Raw genomic sequence first — 15,922 nt, 5'->3', positions numbered from 1 at the left:
CCCGGACGATCGCCACGCGAGGCGATGTTTCGCGGAACAGGGCCACGCGCCCCGCGCGTGTAACGTAACGCATAACGCGGCATATCCCGGGGGAGGACAGGCGGCAAAACCCGCGACTGACTCACCAGCCGCGCCGTCATCGATCAGATCTTGAGCCGCCGCAACACCTTGGGACCCGCAAACGCAATCAGCGCAGAACACACCGCGACCACCGATAACCCGATCGGCAGACTGGTGACCTGCGCAACCCCGCCGATAATCACCGGACCCAGCAGTAGTCCGAAATAAGCGAGCCCGGCCACATGCGCAAGCCCCTCGGCCGCATGGATGCCCTCGACGCGCGCGGCCGCCGCGAACAGCACCGGCATCATGTTCGCGAGCCCCAAACCCATCAGCGTGAAGCCCGTCAACGCAGCAAACGGATAGGGCAGCAACAGCGCACCGATCATCCCCGCGCACGCGAGCGAGGCGCTTGCCATGACGAGCTGCGGCGCGCCGAACCGGGCACGCACGGCGTCGCCACCGAAGCGGGCGGCCGCCATGCCGCCGGAAAATGCAGCGTAGGCCGCGCTCGCAAGCGCCGGCGTGGCGAGGACGACATCGCGCATATAGACAGTGGCCCAGTCGTACATCGCGCCTTCGGCGATCAGTGCAATCAGCGCGGTCGCCCCCAACGCCCAAAGCGCGGGAGAGCGCCAGCGGTTGGCGCGCGGCGCCGCGGAATCCGGATGGTCGGCGTGCGGCACGTGCGGCAAGACGGCAGGGCACGCGACCAGCAGGACGAGTGTGCTCAGGGTCGCAGCCAATGCGAGATGCATCTCCGGCGGCATTCCGCGTGACAGCAATGCTCCTCCGACGGCAGCGCCCACCATCCCGCCAACACTGAACATGCCGTGCAAAGCTGACATGATCGGCCGCCCCAGGGCCTGTTCGACGGCGCTTGCTTCAGCGTTCATGGCCACGTCGAGCGTCGCCATGCCGGCGCCGAAGAATGCCAGAACGATCAGCAGCAGCCAGTAAGCGGGCACGACGAGGATCAGCGCTGCGCACACGGCCATCGTCAGTCCGCCGGCGAAACAGGCCCGGCGCGTCCCGACCCGCGCAATCCATGACGCATTGGTGGCCATGGCCGTAATCGAACCGCCTGCCACCGCCAGCAAGGCGAACGACAACAGCGCCGGATTCAGATGAAATCGGTCGCGTACGGTCGGGACATGCACCCCCCACGACGCGTACATCATCCCGGCAATAAAGAAGAGCGCCATGGTCGCGAAGCGGGCGCGACGCAACGAGGCGGCTGGCAGATCGCGGTGAGCGGCGGGCAGCGCCAGGAAGTCAGAGGAACGGTCGGACACAGAAGTCTCGTGGGAGAAAAGCAGGATTTCGGCGGAATCAAGAAAGCCGCCTGAAAGCGGAGATTCGATTCTAACGAAGCGACCGGACTCGTGCAGGCCACGCTGCACTAATATTTACTCCTTATGCGGAACGACGGCCGCGCCGCCGCTTTCTTGTGTCGGCCTGCGGCTCGCAATCTATCGAGGACGCGCACTTGAACATTCCCGCTCACGCCCCGCTTCATCTGTTGCATCAGGCCGCTGCCGGCACACTCGCGACTCATTCGCGTCAGCCCGAGGGCTTCCCGTATCCCTCGATCCTGCCGTTTGCGCCGGACGCGCGGCACCGTCCGATGATTCTGGTGAGCCGCCTTGCCGAACATACGCGCAACCTGCAAGCCGATCCGCGAGCAGGTTTTCTCGTTTCGCAAGCGCCCGATGGCGATGTGCTCAACGGCCAGCGGCTCACGTTGCTAGGCGCGTTCGAGCAGGTCGAACCGAAGCCCGAAGCGGTCCGCCGTTACCTGCGCTATCACCCGGATGCCGAACGTTACCTCGCGCTCGGCGACTTCAGTTTCTGGGTGATGTGCCTTGAACGCATGCGCTACATCGGAGGCTTTGGCGCGATGGGATGGCTCGACGGCGCTGAACTCGATCCTCTCGAGCCCGTCGCGTTCGACGAAGAGGAGGCGCTGCTGGCTTTATTCGACGCTCATCCGCAGCGGCCGGAACATCTCGAATGGTTAGGCATAGATCGCTACGGCATCGATCTGCAGAGCGGCAACACGCGAAGCCGCTTCATATTCGACACAGTGGCAAAAGATGGCGAGTCGCTACGCGCGGCGCTGGAAGATTGCATCGCGCGCCATATGGCTAGTTCGTGACCGCCACTATTTCGGGAAAAGCGGATCATTTCACGCATCCGAACTATTATTTCGCATTGATGCCAATATCGGGACGAAAACTCTCATCCCGTGAGATGTTTCTCCTCACAGCGCATTTCGCATTTCATAATTTGAGAATTAAACAGACTATTTACTCGACGCGCACGCTGCCTTTTCCATATCTTGCGAAAAATAGAGGTAAATGAAAGGCGTTGTAAATTTCGGTTAAACGAACGTTTTTGAAACAAGGCATAATTAATTTAACAGTTGGGCTTTTCCACGCTTTCCGTTTTGTGTTAATCTCGCCTGCAAATTCCGAGGCATGAACACCTTCAAAGGGCAAACCGGCTAAGACTGGTAGTCATTTATCCAAACCATAAGGGAACCTATGTCTTCCTACAAGGAACTACTCGCACAGCGAGAGAAGCTGGAAAAGCAGATCGAAGAAGCAAAGTCGCGTGAATACGCGGAAGTGTTGAATGAGATCAAGCAGAAGATGGCTGACTATGGCATTACGCTTGCGGAGTTGGGCGGCGGCCGCAGTACTAAAAATGCCAAGGTAGGTCGTCCGCGTGGCGGCGTTGCGCCGAAATACCGTGACCCGGATAGCGGCAGCACGTGGTCCGGCCGTGGCAAGCCGCCGCGTTGGATTGCTGGTCAGGATCGCGAAAAGTTTCTGATCGCACATTAATAGCAATACCCCGGCGTGCGCTTTAGCGCGCTCCCGGCCAAAGAACCGCGCAACTTTCAAGTGCGCGGTTTTTTTGTTCAATGATCAGATGACACTATGCGCGATGCGATTGTGCGATTCCAGTACACGCGGGCACGCATCCTGTGAAGTCGAAACACGAATACTTCCCGTTTAGATAAGCATCTGATTTAAAAGAGAATTTTAGGGGAATAGACAGTTTGTCACGAGCCGGCGGTTAGAATTCAGTCATTGAAAAATCCCGCGCGCTCGCATGCTTTCTACTCTCGCCGACCAATCCACGCAAAAACATCACGTCGCGCGTAAAAGCACGTTGGTCAGTATCGCGTTGAATACGGTGTTGATGACGTTGCAAATCGTCATCGGCGTGATTGCGCATTCGCAGGCGCTCGTCGCAGACGGTGTGCATTCGCTTGCCGATCTGGTGTCGGATTTTGTCGTACTAATTGCCAATCGTCATAGCGGCGTCAAACCCGATGCCGATCATAATTACGGCCACAGTCGCTATGAGACGGTGGCTTCGCTGTTTCTCGGGGCGCTGTTAATCGCGGTCGGCGTCGGCATGCTGTGGCGGGCGGGAACCCGACTGGCGCATTTGCAGGATATTCCCGCAGTTCACCTGAGCGCGCTCGGCGTCGCAGTGCTGGTACTCGTTTCGAAAGAAGGACTTTTCCGCTACATGCTGCGTGAAGCGCACCGCGTGCGTTCGGCCATGCTGATCGCCAACGCGTGGCATGCGCGCTCGGATGCGGCGTCGTCGCTGGTGGTGGCAATCGGCATTCTCGGTAGTCTGGCCGGCGTGCGGCTGCTCGATCCGATCGCGGCGGCTATCGTGGGCTTCATGGTCGCGCGGATGGGCTGGACCTTCGGCTGGGATGCGCTGCAGGATCTGTCCGATCGCGCGCTCGACGATGTCGCCGCGGATGACGTCCGCAAGCTGCTGTTGTCGACCGCAGGCGTGCGCGACGTGCACGAATTGCGTACCCGCAAAATGGGCGACTTCGCACTCGTCGACGCGCATATTCTGGTCGATCCGCTGATCTCGGTATCGGAAGGGCACTACATTGCAGAGACGGCGCGTGCGCGTGTTCTGACGGACAACCGCGTATTGGATGCGCTTATTCACGTCGACCCGGAAAACGATATGGTGGCGCGACCGCCCGTCAATCTGCCGCCGCGCGAGCAGGTCGTGGCGGAGGTCGACGCCGCGCTGGCCGAGCACGGCGAGCGGGCGGCGGCCGTCAATCTCCACTACCTGAGTACGGGGCTCGACGTCGAGGTGACGTTACCTGCCAGCGGGTCCGATATCCGCGAGAGCGATGCACAGAGGATGGTTCGCCTGGATCTTGCGGGATTGAAGCGGCGCCTGGGCGCGCGGCAGGTGAGTGTGCTCAGGGCCATGGCCTCGGGCGCGTGCGTGGAGGAAGCGGGAGTGGGAGCAGACGTAGACGCAAGAGCAGACGTAGACGCAAGAGCAGACGCAGGCGCAGGCGCAAGACTATGCGCAGGAGCCGGCGCGGACGGAGAAGCAGGCGCCGAAACGGCCACCGCCGAGCGTCACGACATTGTCTAAAACCGGCTGCGTCCGAGCGACGCAGTCCAGCCTCGCGGCGCGAGCAACCTGATCAGAATCTCAAAGCGGCAGTTGCGTGTCGAACTTGATTTCACGCAGGACGACGCTCGTGCGAACCTGTGCGACCGCCGGAATCTTGAAGATCCGTTCGTGCAGAAACGCGTCGTACGCCTTGATGTCCGGCGCGACGATCTTGAGGATGTAATCGGATTCGCCGGTGGTGCTGTAGCACTCGGTCACCTCGGGACAGGTGGCGATCTCCCGCTCGAACTGTTCGACGCCGCCTTCCGTGTGCCGCGTCAGATGGATGTGGGCAAGCGCGCACACATGCAGACCGAGCTTCTCCCGATCCAGCAGCGCCGTGTAACGCTGGATCACCCCCGATTGCTCCATGTCCTTGATCCGCCGCCAGCACGGCGTGCTGGAGAGTCCAACCTGGTCGGAAATCTCCTGCACCGACCGGCGAGCGTCAAGCTGCAACAGGCGCAGAATCTTTTGAGAGAACGTATCGAGTGTCAACTGCGCCTCCGTTGGCGTGCCATGGTCCTTATGGTAGAGGCCGCGAAAACGAAACGCAATGCAAAACGGCTCTGACGAGGGAGATTACCTAATTTGCAGGTTTGGCAGCGGCTTTTTGCCCTGAGCCGTCCCCATCTTTCCCAGCTGCCGCAGTTGCCGCCTGAGTGGCGCGCAGCTCGGCGAGCATGTTGCAGAAGAGGGCGCCCTGTTCGATCGCGTCATCGAGCGCGACATGGGTGTGCGGATGGTCGTCGAACCAGCGTTGCGGCAGGCGGGGTTTGATGCACTTGCGGTAAGGCAGTCCGGTCATTGCGAACGCCAGCGTCTTGATGTCGAGCGCGGACCATGAGAACGGGCAACGGCCGGTGAAGCGCATCATGTACCAGAACATGAAGGTGAAATCGAAGCCGGCCGGCATAGCCACGAAGACCGGCTTGCCGGGTAGCGCTTCGACCCAGGTGACGTAGTCCGTCAGCGCCTTGAGCGGCTGCTGCAGGTCGCGGCGGCAGGCTGCCCACGCCTCGGGCTGGGTCTTCCACCAGGCCTCCTGGACCGGATGGGCGCTCGCCCCTTCCAGCAATTCAAGATTCGCAGAGAAAGTGCCGATGAGTTGCTTGTCCTCGGTGTACGCGGCCGAGGCGAAACTGAGCATGGAATGCGGACCCGGAATCGGGCCGTCCGCTTCGACGTCGGTGCTTACATAGATTTCGCTGCTCATGCATGCACTCCATCGGCGACGTAGGGATTGGTGCGCCGCTCGGCGCCGAACGTCGACGTTGGGCCGTGACCCGGGACGAAAGTGACGTCGTCGCCAAGCGGCCAGAGCTTCTCACGGATCGAGCGAATCAGGTCGGCATGATTGCCGCGCGGGAAATCCGTGCGGCCAATGGAGCCGGCGAACAGCACATCGCCTACCAGCGCGAGCCGGTGTGCGCGGCTAAAGAAGATCACGTGGCCGGGCGTGTGCCCCGGGCAGTGATAAACCTCCAGCTTCTCGTTGCCGAACTCGACCGTGTCGCCGTCCTGCAACCAGCGGTCCGGCTCAAAGGCTTGCGCTGCGGGAAAGCCGAAGCGCGTGCTCTGGTCAGGGAGCTTGTCGAGCCAGAAGCGTTCATCGGGATGCGGCCCGTCGATCGGCACGCCGTAGTGCGCGGCCAGCGTTTTCGCGCCGGCGCAGTGATCGATATGGCCGTGCGTGAGGAAGACTTTTTCGACCGATACATTCTGCCGCTCGACTTCCGCCTGGATGATCTCGAGGTCGCCGCCGGGATCGACGACAGCGGCGCGTCCCGTTGCCTCGCAAACGAGCAGCGAACAATTCTGCTGGAACGGCGTGACAGGGATCAGAGTGACTTTCATGAGTACGGTAGGCCACGCAAAAACGTTGATTGTACCGGCGCTTCACCGGCCTCGCCGATATGCCGAATGGCTGTTCCGCAATGCCCATTTTTGCATCAATAGTGAAAATTCATCAAAGTTATCAGGGTCTTGCCATCCCAGAATTGGGTTTTAGGTATAATGGACCCATGTGTGCGGGAGACCGTACTGCCAAATGGCGATGCGTACCCATTAAAAGTGGGGCGCTGATCGTCGTCAAGTAAGTGCCGTCGTAGATGTTTTTGACGGCAAATCAAGCATCGGATATGTCCGATGCGCACGTCTCGTCCAGCCAGGTGCCACGCGCCTGCAACGGCTTTCGCCGTGACGCTGGGTGGGGCCTACGCCGCTGTTCCTGCGCGCCGTTGTTAAGCGCGCAAGAACGTGATGCCACGTTCGATGGCGGCTTGTGGGGTCTGGTCAGGCTGCCGGGGACAGGTTGCGCCAGACGTGAAAATTAACCGTGCGGGAGCGGCAGAATGTGCCGCGTGCGGACTTCAACGTACTGCGCTTTTTGCGCGGCGTGTGGTCGTTCGTTTTTCGCCGGAGTCGCAGCAACACGCAGCTATCGCGTGATGCGGCTCGACATTGTGATTTTACGTCTTATGAAAACTTCATCCCGAAGTATGGGGAGCCTTTTTGCCTTTTTTGTGCTCGCAGGGTGCGCCATGCCCCCGACCGAAGGCAACCAGGCAAGCAATCCGCCGCTCAGCACGACGAGCGCGCAGGCAGGCGGCGCCGGTACCTCCGCGCCGCAGGCCTTTGGTACGCCGGCAGGATCGGCTTCGGAAGCCAGCGGTACGTCGCTTGCCGACGCCCAACCGCTCTCGGAACCGGGACCCAATATTGCCGGTTACCGCGAAACCGGACGTGCATCCTGGTACGGCCGGTTCTTCCACGGTCGACGCACCGCGAACGGCGAACGCTACGACATGCACGCGCTCACAGCGGCGCACCGCACCTTGCCGCTCGGCTCCTACGTGAAGGTCACCAATCCGGCTGACGACAGTTCTGTGATCGTCCGGATCAACGACCGCGGCCCATTCGCGCGCGGCCGGGTGATCGATCTCTCGCTGGCGGCGGCTACCGCGCTGCACATGGCACATGCGGGCACTGCTCGCGTGCAGATCGAAGGTTTGACGCAACAGCAGGCGAAGGCGGAACGAGCCGAAATGCTGGCGTCGAACAACAACGACGTCAAATGATGTGAAGGCGGCTGGCGCGTTTATCGCGTGCCTGGCCGCCTGTCTTGAGGCGGGCACGGCTTTACCTGCCGTGCGCGCCGCTCGCAAAGGCCACTTGCGCCGCCCCTTGCTGCTCCTTTAGTCGTCCTCGTCTTTCTTCAGCGCCAGTGCGCGCGTGTACAGCGCGTTGCGCGATGTCCCCGTGATGGCGGCCGCGACCTTCGCCGCGCTACTCACCGTCAATTCTTCCAGCAGGATGCCTAGCAACGCGTCGTGATCGTGTTCGCCCGCGATTTCCTGCTGCGCGCCTTCCACCACCAGTACGAACTCGCCGCGTTGCCGGTTTGGGTCGGCTGCCAGCCACGTTGGCCCTTCGGCCAGGGTGCAACGATAGAGCGCCTCGTGTAACTTCGTCAGCTCACGTGCGATCAGCAGTTTGCGTGCGCCACCGAATGCTTCGGCCAAGGCTTCAACCGTTTCTACGATGCGATGCGGCGCTTCGTAGAAGACCATCGCGTGAGGGTGAGTCGCGAGCGGTTGCAGGGTCGCCGCGCGTTGCTTCGCCTTGGGCGGTAAAAAACCGAGGAACGAGAAGGTGGCGACCCAATCGCCCGCTGCGGAAAGTGCCGTGGCGAGCGCGCTTGCGCCGGGCAGCGGAATCACCGGCAGGCCCGCTTCGCGTACGGCGTCGACGAGTTTTGCGCCGGGGTCCGAAATACCTGGCGTGCCGGCATCGGAAACATACGCGATCCGCTCGCCCGCTTGCAGATATTCGACGATGCGCAGCGCCGCTTCGCGCTCGTTGTGCTGATGCACGGCCACGAGTGGTTTCGAGATTCCGTAGCGGGCGAGCAGTTGACCGGTATTGCGAGTGTCCTCGGCGGCAATCCGGTCCACCAGTCCGAGTACGTGCAGCGCACGCAACGTGATGTCCGCTAGATTGCCGATCGGCGTCGCCACCACATAGAGCGCGGCAGCAGGATATTGCTGCCCTTGCGCAAGTTCGGAGAGAGGAGTCATGAGGCAGAAGACGCAGACAGACAGAGCAAGGCCGACATTGTGCCACGCAGCGGCAGAGCGGCCGGAGCGCTCGACGCCTCGATCCGGCGCTCACAACTTTTCGGGTCGTGGTGGGTCCAAAGACGTTGGAGCGATTTTCGAAGCGCACGCACTGGTGTTTTTGCAGCGCCAACGCTTGCGTCTGGTGGCGCGCAATGTGGTGTGCCGTGGTGGCGAGATCGATCTGGTGATGCGCGAGCGCGACGGCGCGCTGGTGTTCGTCGAAGTACGCGCGCGGGCGCAGCGGCACTATGGCGGCGCGGCCGCCAGCATTGACTGGCAGAAGCGGCGGCGACTGGTTCACGCCGCGCGGCATTATCTGACCACACATGTAGATGCTGTGCCGGCATGCCGTTTCGATGTTGTCGCCTTTGAAGCGGGGCGGCTGGTCTGGTTACGGGACGCGTTTCGCGCCGATGAAGTCTGAGCCAGCGCGCGGACATCGGCCTTGAGTGCGATAAACTTGCGCTCGCGTGTGGGTGGCGCGGCGAACGTGTCATGCGCGGCGCCGCAGATTCATGGGTACTTCCCGCACCGTCAGTCCGAACAATAGGTCTTCACAACAGGGCGCGCGAAAGCGGTCCATACGCGGTAATAGATAGAGACTCGATGTCAGTCGAACGCATTCAACAGCACTTCCGCGACAGCGCGGCGGTCAAACTCGAAGCCCTGGAAACCCTGTCGATGCCGATCGCCGCTGCGATCGACACGATGTTTATGGCGCTTGCCAACGGCAACCGCATTCTTGCGTGCGGCAACGGAGGATCCGCTGCCGACGCACAACATTTCGCCGCCGAGCTGATGGGCCGCTTCGAGCGCGAACGACCCGGTTTGCCCGCTATCGCGTTGAGCACCGACAGCTCAGTTCTCACTGCCATAGCGAACGACTACACCTTCGAGCAGATCTTCTCGAAGCAGGTGTGGGCGCTTGGTCAGCCCGGCGATGTGTTGCTCGCGATCACGACCTCGGGCAACTCGGCAAACGTGCTGGCCGCGGTCGAGGCCGCGCACGAGCGCGAGATGATTGTCGTGGCGTTGACGGGCAAAGAAGGCGGCAAGGCGCACGAGGTATTGGGCGACACCGACATCCATATTTGCGTGCCGTCGGATCGCACCGCGCGTATCCAGGAAGTGCATTTGCTGACCATCCATTGTCTGTGCGACGGCATCGATGCCATGTTGCTGGGCGAAGACTGATTCCGAAGGAGAGCTAGTTGATGAGCGTATTTCGCATCAAGACGACGTTGGTGAGGACCACACTGGTGGTGGGGCTGGCGGCGGGTCTGTCCGCGACGCTGCAAGGTTGCTTTCTGCTGGTGGCAGGCGCGGCCGGCGGCGGTGCGCTGGTAGCGACCGACCGGCGCACGGTCGGCGCGCAAACCGAAGATCGCGAGATTCAGGTGAAGTCGATCGCGCAGATCAACCAGACGTTGCCGGATACGGCGCACGTCAACGTGACGGTGTTCAACCGTCGCGTGCTGCTGACCGGCGAGGTACCGGACGACGCGTCGAAGCAGAAGGCCGAGCAGATCGTGCGCGGCCTGAACAACGTGACTTCGATCGTCAACGAATTGGTCGTGCAGCCGGGGGCTGACATTTCCTCGCGGGCGAATGACTCTTACCTTGAAACGCGGGTCAAGACTGCGCTCATCGCCGAGAAGAATATTTCGGCGAACAACTTCAAGGTGGTGTGCGAGAACGGCTCGGTTTATCTGATGGGGTTGGTCACGCGCGATGAAGGTGCGCGCGGCGCTGACGTGGCGAGTCGTGTGCCTGGCGTGACGCAAGTGGTGAAGGTGTTCCAGTACATCCTGCCGCAAGATGCGGCTGCGGCTACTGCCGCTGCATCAAGCGCACCGGCTGCACCGACGCCTTCGCCGACCACCGATGCGACGGTTGGCGCGGTGCCGGATGCGTCGGTGAGCTCGCGTCCGCTTGAGCAGCAGGCGCCGGCTCCGGTGACGAATTCGACCCAGGTGCATCCGGGTAATCCGCAGGTTAGTCAATGAGGCTGGGTGTTTTTTCGCGTAGCTTGTTCGGCGTGGGTGCCGTGCTTGCGTTGAGCGGTCTGGCCGAGACGGCGTATGCGGATGGCACACCGCGCGGGCAGGCGATTGCGAGCGCGAACGCTTGTATGGGTTGTCATGCGGTGGATCGCAAGCTTGTCGGGCCGTCGTTTCAACAGATCGCGGCGAAGTACAAGGGCGATTCGCAGGCATCGGCGAAGTTGGCGCTGAAGGTGAGGAATGGTGGGTCTGGGGTGTGGGGGGCGATTCCTATGCCCGCGCATCCTGCCATGAGCGATGCGGATGTCCGGGCGGTGGTGGATTGGGTGCTCGCGGGGGCTCCGTCTAAATGATTTTTGGGTGGTTTTGGAGGCTTTTGTGGCTTGGTAAAGGTGAAAAACCTTGTGCTAGAATTGTTTCGTCGTTGGGGGGGTAGCTCAGCTGGGAGAGCGTCGCGTTCGCAATGCGAAGGTCGGGAGTTCGATCCTCCTCCTCTCCACCACCATCAAGTCTGACAGAATCCAGGAAAGGCCGGAAAGTCCTTGTCGCACAAGGCTTCCGGCCTTTTTTGCGTCCAGCGTCATCCAGCGACGTCTGGTGAAATCCGGACGCCTTTTGGGGCAGCTCTCGGGGCATCGGTGCCTATACTAATTTTAGGATGCCCCCAAATGCCCCTGACTGACCTCACCATCAAGAACGCCAAACCTATAGGTAAAACCCAGAAGCTCTGGGACGGTGGCGGACTCCATCTCGAGATTACCCCGACCGGCTCCAGGCTCTGGCGCATGAAATACCGCTACGACGGCAGGGAGAAGAAACTGTCCTTCGGCCAGTATCCTTACGTCACCCTGAAGGACGCGCGGGCGAAGCGGGAGGAGGCACGCGAGCTGCTCGCCAAGGGGATAGACCCTGGCGAGCACAAAAAAGCGCTCAAGGCGGAGCGGCTCGCGAAAGCTACCAGCACGTTCGAGGCCGTTGCCCTTGAGTGGTTCGAGCGGATGATGGCCGACAAGGCCAAGTCTCACAAGGACAAGGTGCTCGCGCGCCTGAAGAACGACCTCTTTCCGTGGCTGGGCAACCGGCCGATAGCCGAGATTACCGCCCCCGAAATACTGAGCTGTCTGCAGCGAATCGAGAACCGGAAGGCGTTCGACACCGCACACCGCGCGATGGAGAACTGTGGGGCGGTATTTCGCTACGCGGTGGCGAGCGGCCGGACTCGGACCAATCCGGTGCCGGACCTGAAAGGCGCATTGAGGCCAGCGAAAGCGGGCCACTTTGCGGCCGTCACCGACCCCCGGCAGGTGGGACCACTGTTGCGAAAGATGGATGCAGTGGGAGCCTCGTTTCCGGTGAAAGCCGCGTTGCATCTCGCGCCAATGCTGTTCTGCCGGCCTGGCGAGCTGCGCATGATGCGGTGGGACGAGGTGCATCTGGACGCAGCCGAATGGCGCTACATCGTTGGAAAGACGACGACGCCCCATCTCGTGCCGCTGGCATCCCAGGCCGTCACCATTCTGCGTGAACTGTATCCGCTAACGGGACGATGGCCGTATGTTTTCCCGGGCCGGGATGACAAAAACCAGCCGATGTCCGGGAACACGGTCAACAACGCGCTGAGGCGGGCGGGTATCAATACCCGGACGGACCAGACCGGACATGGATTCCGGGCCATGGCGCGTACCATTCTGCATGAAGGGCTGGGCATCAGGCCTGAGGTTATTGAGCATCAACTGGCGCACATGGTGCCCGACCCGCTGGGTACCGCGTATAACCGGACGAAATTTCTGGATGAGCGCAGAAAAATGATGCAGAAGTGGGCCGACTATCTCGACCGCCTGCGGAATGGTGATTCGGGCGAACCCCCGGTTGCGCCCGCGCCGCTTGGCCCGCGCGAAGGGCGGTAATAGGCGTCGCCATCGCGGGCGATTTGCCGGCGCTACGGGCACGGGACGTCCCAGAGAAATCCAGGGCCTGTCCGCCTACGTTTTCCGTGTCTTCGAACCGGCTTCGCGCGGCGGCGACCAGGTGACATCACATGGGAGACGTCTGGCTAAGGCCTGCCGAATTCCTGATTCCACCGGTGTGCGGCTGAATGAAAACTGGCCTGGTTGGCACGGGCATCCCACAACGCGTGATGATGGTGCCCGTGCTCGGCGAAGAAAGATTGCTGTCGCGCTGCATCCAACCGGGTCCAGATATTTTCGGTCCGCCATTTTTTCGGAAGCTGGCCGTCCATCAGGCGCTCAAGCAGCTCCCGGTCAAAATCATGGTCATAGCAGAGAACAAGGTGGTCGCGAACCGGAACACTATGCAGCCAGTCCGTCACTTCGAGGCGAAGCTGGTCAAGTGGCATTGCACGCCCGGCCGGAGAACCAAGTTGGGGGAGCACGGTCTCCCGGACAAATTCGCTGCAGCGAGATAAATCGAAACCGGAAGATTCTCCGTAAAACTCGCTACCGTTTTCGGCGACAAGACCCAGGCTGATGAGCTCACGGTCCTGCAGATTGGTAAATTCAGTGTCTAGGAATACGCGCATACGTTTGGGCGGTTCGCGAGCCCATCTGGTTGGGGGAATATCGCTCGCTCGGTGAGTGACTCACCGGTGCCCCGGGTTGGCAATCAGCGAGAAGGGCGTGTCGTGAATGGAGTTGACGGTCAGTATAAATGGGGCGGTCGTATGGGGGCCATGCGGATGCCTGCGCTGCTTCGGGGTTGTGCGCCAGGCAGCTCCGAATCACCGGAGGGCATCAATGTCGCGCCGGTCTCTCTGGTTGAGAGCATCGGCGGATTAGCCGATTGGAGAATGGCGTTTCTGTGGCGCGCTGAGTCACCATGTGATGAACAACGGAAGCGCGGCATTTTTTAAAAAATATATTGAGGATTGCTAAAACATCTTTCATATTTTGTGGAAAATTTTTAAACATAGTTCGAACTGCTTGACAATTGGATGGGAGGCGCGCCACAATGCGGTTATCGTTATCAGACGATAACCGGTGGTCAGCCCGACTCCGGCCGGTTTAAGGGCATATCTAAATAGCTATATTTCCACGGTATTTTTCGTGGGGTGAGGACATATCTCCAAGGGCGTGTTTTATGGAGATGGTCAATGCAAATCCAGCATGACTTCCTGCTGCGTCTTCCTGAAGTTTTGGCGCTTATCCCTGTTTCACGAGCCACCTGGTACGCTGGCGTCAAAAGCGGCCGTTACCCTTCACCGGTGTCCCTCGGCCCGCGTTGCGTTGCCTGGAGAGCCAGCGAGATTCAACGACTCGTCAGTCAAGGGCAATTGGGGGCATCTGGCGAGTAGTAACGCTCATTTGTCGGGCCTTGGCTTGAGTTCCTTCCGTAAGTGGATGGCACCACTTTGTCGAGCTGCCTTGGCGAGAGCCGAGGCGGTCGTCAATTTGCGATTGCTGGTCAAAGCGGTATGTCCCATAAACATCCTTGATGAAGGAAACGATGCGCCTTTCTCGTTACGTGGACCAGAAGCTGGACGCTTAATATCACGTTTCTTTCAAATGCGACTGTTGCCTTGTTTCGACTCATGGACGTAAAGGCAAATCAATTCTTCCGGTCAGCGTGAATGTCCTCGAGTTCCTGCGTGGCATCGCCCCGTAGTCAACCCAGTGGGCGCACAGCCGCTCGCTGATAGAGCCGAAGGACCAGGTGGCCGGCAATTGCAAGAATTGGCAGGTCACGTATCTCATAGCTGTTCGTGCTGGTCGCGCCCGATTTGGCCTTAATCCGGTCGCGCTCGACCGTCCATGTGTTGGAAGAAGTCGCGCTAGCCTTAGGACGCAATTCCTTACCGTCAAAAAGCCAGGTGTTGCCTGAAACTGCGCCCGTCTCGGGCTTTATTTCTTTCCCATCGAGAATCTAGGTCGTGCTCGCAGTCGCCCCGTTTCTGAGTTTCAGTTCTGCCCCGTTGCACGTCCATTCTCGTGGAACAATAATCTTTTTTGACATGGCTTCCCTGTGTTGAGCCGATTGACGAATTTGGAGGGTATTGGTCGGCAAGAATCGACTGTCGAGCAGCGCTCCAAATAAACTGTCCTAGTAACTAGTCATGATTCTCGTAAAGCGCAATGAGGTTCCGCCGGTGTTCGTCGAGCTTGAGAAACGCTTCCTGCCTGAGGCCGAGCGGTTCTACGCAATTCCTCTCGCCGAGCGTGGTCAAAAGCAGTTCGATATCAAGTTTGCTTCAAGAAATTCGCAGCAGGCGTTCATGCCCGCGCTGTTTGACCAATTTGCAGGGAAATGTGCCTACTGCGAATCGACACTGGGTGCTTCGACCAAAGGGCATGTAGACTGGTTCCGACCCGTTACAGGCGTCTCGGGCTCGTCGGGCAAGTATCTGCGCGACCACTACTGGCGCCAGGCGTTCGAATGGGAAAACGCGTACCTGGCCTGTGCCGAGTGCTGGCGGAACAAGACGAACAGATTTCCCCTTCTTGACGAGAGCACACGCGCCCAGGCATCCGCGCTGCGCTCGGAGCTCACCAGAGAGACTCCGTCGCTGCTCGACCCCTGTTTGGATGACCCGTCCGAGCATCTGCTTTTCTCGAGAGATGGGGCCGTCGCGGGCACCACCGAAAGAGGGCGGGTGACCATCGAGGTATTCGGACTGAACCGCCCAGGCTTGAAGGTGGACCGCCAGCGCACCTTAAACCATTTTGAGCACGCGACGGAACGGCATCGCGTCGAGATGCTACGCGCGGGGCAACCGTATCTCGCGGCTGTCCGTCAGATTTCCCGGCGCATCGCCGGGTCAGCCCCAGGCGAAGACGCGAGGCTGCAGACCGCCATCGAGTTGCAGCAGCGCTTTGACACGGACAAGGAACGTGCGTCAACAGCGCCGGAAGGAAACCTTGATGAATGGGATTCGCGCAAGCGCGTCATTGAGAGCATCACCATCGAAAACGTCGGTACTGTTGAGTCTCTCCAGCTCGACCTGCTTGCCAAGAATACCAAGCGCACGCCGTGCTTTGCGTTGCTGGGAATTAACGGTGCAGGCAAGTCCACCATCCTGAAAGCCATTGCGATTGCGCTGGGAGGGCGACCCTATGCGCGAAGACTGAAGCTCAAAAGTAACGACCTCTTGGCTGGCAACGCAGCTAGCGGTCGGGTCGCAATCCGTATCAGCGGGTTCGAGGAAGAAGTTGTGCTGACTCTGAAGCGGTGTTGACGGCGGCGTAAATCCGCACATAAATGGCGGCGCAAGGTTGACCAGGACCATCAACAATGAAGCGCCGTTGACAGCCTCGGTCGGGGTGG

At 60.4% G+C, this 15,922-nt stretch carries 17 protein-coding genes and 1 tRNA gene; 12 read left to right on the top strand and 6 right to left on the bottom strand.

Translation table 11 applies throughout. The features are described from left to right. Positions 1–143 precede the first annotated feature (143 nt). A complete protein-coding gene (locus tag P3T43_RS25845; RefSeq protein ID WP_429283850.1) occupies positions 144–1,355 on the bottom strand; it encodes an MFS transporter in 1,212 nt (403 codons plus the stop codon). 194 nt (positions 1,356–1,549) lie between these two features. On the opposite strand from P3T43_RS25845, the gene P3T43_RS25840 reads away from it, so the two are divergent. The 3 genes from P3T43_RS25840 to P3T43_RS25830 all read left to right on the top strand — a co-directional run bounded on the left by P3T43_RS25840 (position 1,550) and on the right by P3T43_RS25830 (position 4,500). Next, the gene (locus P3T43_RS25840) at positions 1,550–2,218 is read left to right on the top strand and encodes a HugZ family protein (RefSeq protein ID WP_429283849.1); all 669 of its coding nucleotides are present in this window, start codon (positions 1,550–1,552) and stop codon (positions 2,216–2,218) included. A 388-nt stretch (positions 2,219–2,606) separates the two neighbouring features. Further along, positions 2,607–2,909, top strand: coding sequence for an H-NS family nucleoid-associated regulatory protein (locus P3T43_RS25835; protein ID WP_429283848.1), 303 nt, complete (start codon positions 2,607–2,609; stop codon positions 2,907–2,909). A gap of 271 nt (positions 2,910–3,180) precedes the next feature. After that, positions 3,181–4,500: a cation diffusion facilitator family transporter gene (locus tag P3T43_RS25830; protein WP_429283847.1), complete on the top strand. Its 1,320-nt coding sequence runs from the start codon at positions 3,181–3,183 to the stop codon at positions 4,498–4,500. A 60-nt stretch (positions 4,501–4,560) separates the two neighbouring features. On the opposite strand, the gene P3T43_RS25825 is transcribed toward P3T43_RS25830, so the two are convergent. The 3 genes from P3T43_RS25825 to P3T43_RS25815 form a co-directional block, all read right to left on the bottom strand. After that, complete coding sequence (locus P3T43_RS25825) at positions 4,561–5,019, bottom strand: Lrp/AsnC family transcriptional regulator (RefSeq protein WP_074263115.1); 459 nt, start codon at positions 5,017–5,019, stop codon at positions 4,561–4,563. Positions 5,020–5,107: 88 nt separating this feature from the next. Next, the gene (locus P3T43_RS25820; RefSeq protein WP_429283846.1) at positions 5,108–5,737 is read right to left on the bottom strand and encodes an exonuclease; all 630 of its coding nucleotides are present in this window, start codon (positions 5,735–5,737) and stop codon (positions 5,108–5,110) included. Further along, positions 5,734–6,378: an MBL fold metallo-hydrolase gene (locus P3T43_RS25815; protein WP_429283845.1), complete on the bottom strand. Its 645-nt coding sequence runs from the start codon at positions 6,376–6,378 to the stop codon at positions 5,734–5,736. Before P3T43_RS25815 ends, P3T43_RS25820 begins: the two co-directional genes overlap by 4 nt. A gap of 623 nt (positions 6,379–7,001) precedes the next feature. On the opposite strand from P3T43_RS25815, the gene P3T43_RS25810 reads away from it, so the two are divergent. Next, positions 7,002–7,601, top strand: coding sequence for a septal ring lytic transglycosylase RlpA family protein (locus P3T43_RS25810; RefSeq protein WP_429283844.1), 600 nt, complete (start codon positions 7,002–7,004; stop codon positions 7,599–7,601). A gap of 117 nt (positions 7,602–7,718) precedes the next feature. On the opposite strand, the gene rsmI is transcribed toward P3T43_RS25810, so the two are convergent. Beyond that, complete coding sequence (gene rsmI, locus P3T43_RS25805; protein WP_429283843.1) at positions 7,719–8,600, bottom strand: 16S rRNA (cytidine(1402)-2'-O)-methyltransferase; 882 nt, start codon at positions 8,598–8,600, stop codon at positions 7,719–7,721. On the opposite strand from rsmI, the gene P3T43_RS25800 reads away from it, so the two are divergent. The 6 genes from P3T43_RS25800 to P3T43_RS25775 all read left to right on the top strand — a co-directional run bounded on the left by P3T43_RS25800 (position 8,599) and on the right by P3T43_RS25775 (position 12,552). After that, the gene (locus P3T43_RS25800; protein WP_429283842.1) at positions 8,599–9,066 is read left to right on the top strand and encodes a YraN family protein; all 468 of its coding nucleotides are present in this window, start codon (positions 8,599–8,601) and stop codon (positions 9,064–9,066) included. The genes rsmI and P3T43_RS25800 overlap by 2 nt on opposite strands. Before the next feature lie 182 nt (positions 9,067–9,248). Next, complete coding sequence (locus P3T43_RS25795; protein ID WP_429283841.1) at positions 9,249–9,836, top strand: phosphoheptose isomerase; 588 nt, start codon at positions 9,249–9,251, stop codon at positions 9,834–9,836. A gap of 20 nt (positions 9,837–9,856) precedes the next feature. Continuing rightward, the gene (locus P3T43_RS25790; RefSeq protein ID WP_429283840.1) at positions 9,857–10,648 is read left to right on the top strand and encodes a BON domain-containing protein; all 792 of its coding nucleotides are present in this window, start codon (positions 9,857–9,859) and stop codon (positions 10,646–10,648) included. Continuing rightward, complete coding sequence (locus P3T43_RS25785; RefSeq protein ID WP_429283839.1) at positions 10,645–10,998, top strand: c-type cytochrome; 354 nt, start codon at positions 10,645–10,647, stop codon at positions 10,996–10,998. The genes P3T43_RS25790 and P3T43_RS25785 overlap by 4 nt, the downstream gene beginning before the upstream one ends. A 73-nt stretch (positions 10,999–11,071) precedes the next feature. Next, a tRNA-Ala gene (locus tag P3T43_RS25780) sits at positions 11,072–11,147 on the top strand. A gap of 166 nt (positions 11,148–11,313) precedes the next feature. Further along, complete coding sequence (locus tag P3T43_RS25775) at positions 11,314–12,552, top strand: tyrosine-type recombinase/integrase (protein ID WP_429283838.1); 1,239 nt, start codon at positions 11,314–11,316, stop codon at positions 12,550–12,552. Between the two features lie 146 nt (positions 12,553–12,698). Here the strand turns inward: P3T43_RS25775 and P3T43_RS25770 are convergent, their stop codons facing one another. Next, positions 12,699–13,184, bottom strand: a complete 486-nt coding sequence (locus P3T43_RS25770; RefSeq protein ID WP_429283837.1) for a hypothetical protein — start codon at positions 13,182–13,184, stop codon at positions 12,699–12,701. Positions 13,185–13,754: 570 nt separating this feature from the next. Here P3T43_RS25770 and P3T43_RS25765 point away from each other — a divergent pair. Then, positions 13,755–13,955: a helix-turn-helix transcriptional regulator gene (locus tag P3T43_RS25765; RefSeq protein WP_429283836.1), complete on the top strand. Its 201-nt coding sequence runs from the start codon at positions 13,755–13,757 to the stop codon at positions 13,953–13,955. Between the two features lie 759 nt (positions 13,956–14,714). After that, on the top strand, positions 14,715–15,833 hold the full coding sequence (locus tag P3T43_RS25760) for an AAA family ATPase (RefSeq protein WP_429283835.1): 1,119 nt from the start codon (positions 14,715–14,717) through the stop codon (positions 15,831–15,833). The last annotated feature ends 89 nt before the right edge of the window (positions 15,834–15,922 follow it).

The sequence above is a fragment of the Paraburkholderia sp. GAS41 genome, assembly GCF_050436545.1.
In the GTDB taxonomy this organism is placed as follows: domain Bacteria; phylum Pseudomonadota; class Gammaproteobacteria; order Burkholderiales; family Burkholderiaceae; genus Paraburkholderia.
The sequence above is the reverse complement of the archived record's forward strand: the minus strand, read 5'-3'. Positions and strand labels throughout refer to the sequence as shown.

Coding starts and splice junctions, on each gene's coding strand:
- P3T43_RS25795 (WP_429283841.1), top strand. CDS start 9,249: ATGTCAGTCGAACGCATTCAACAGCACTTCCGCGACAGCGCGGCGGTC.
- P3T43_RS25815 (WP_429283845.1), bottom strand. CDS start 6,378: ATGAAAGTCACTCTGATCCCTGTCACGCCGTTCCAGCAGAATTGTTCG.
- P3T43_RS25775 (WP_429283838.1), top strand. CDS start 11,314: ATGCCCCTGACTGACCTCACCATCAAGAACGCCAAACCTATAGGTAAA.
- P3T43_RS25835 (WP_429283848.1), top strand. CDS start 2,607: ATGTCTTCCTACAAGGAACTACTCGCACAGCGAGAGAAGCTGGAAAAG.
- P3T43_RS25770 (WP_429283837.1), bottom strand. CDS start 13,184: ATGCGCGTATTCCTAGACACTGAATTTACCAATCTGCAGGACCGTGAG.
- P3T43_RS25810 (WP_429283844.1), top strand. CDS start 7,002: ATGAAAACTTCATCCCGAAGTATGGGGAGCCTTTTTGCCTTTTTTGTG.
- P3T43_RS25820 (WP_429283846.1), bottom strand. CDS start 5,737: ATGAGCAGCGAAATCTATGTAAGCACCGACGTCGAAGCGGACGGCCCG.
- P3T43_RS25765 (WP_429283836.1), top strand. CDS start 13,755: ATGCAAATCCAGCATGACTTCCTGCTGCGTCTTCCTGAAGTTTTGGCG.
- P3T43_RS25760 (WP_429283835.1), top strand. CDS start 14,715: ATGATTCTCGTAAAGCGCAATGAGGTTCCGCCGGTGTTCGTCGAGCTT.
- P3T43_RS25790 (WP_429283840.1), top strand. CDS start 9,857: ATGAGCGTATTTCGCATCAAGACGACGTTGGTGAGGACCACACTGGTG.
- rsmI (WP_429283843.1), bottom strand. CDS start 8,600: ATGACTCCTCTCTCCGAACTTGCGCAAGGGCAGCAATATCCTGCTGCC.
- P3T43_RS25785 (WP_429283839.1), top strand. CDS start 10,645: ATGAGGCTGGGTGTTTTTTCGCGTAGCTTGTTCGGCGTGGGTGCCGTG.
- P3T43_RS25800 (WP_429283842.1), top strand. CDS start 8,599: ATGAGGCAGAAGACGCAGACAGACAGAGCAAGGCCGACATTGTGCCAC.
- P3T43_RS25830 (WP_429283847.1), top strand. CDS start 3,181: ATGCTTTCTACTCTCGCCGACCAATCCACGCAAAAACATCACGTCGCG.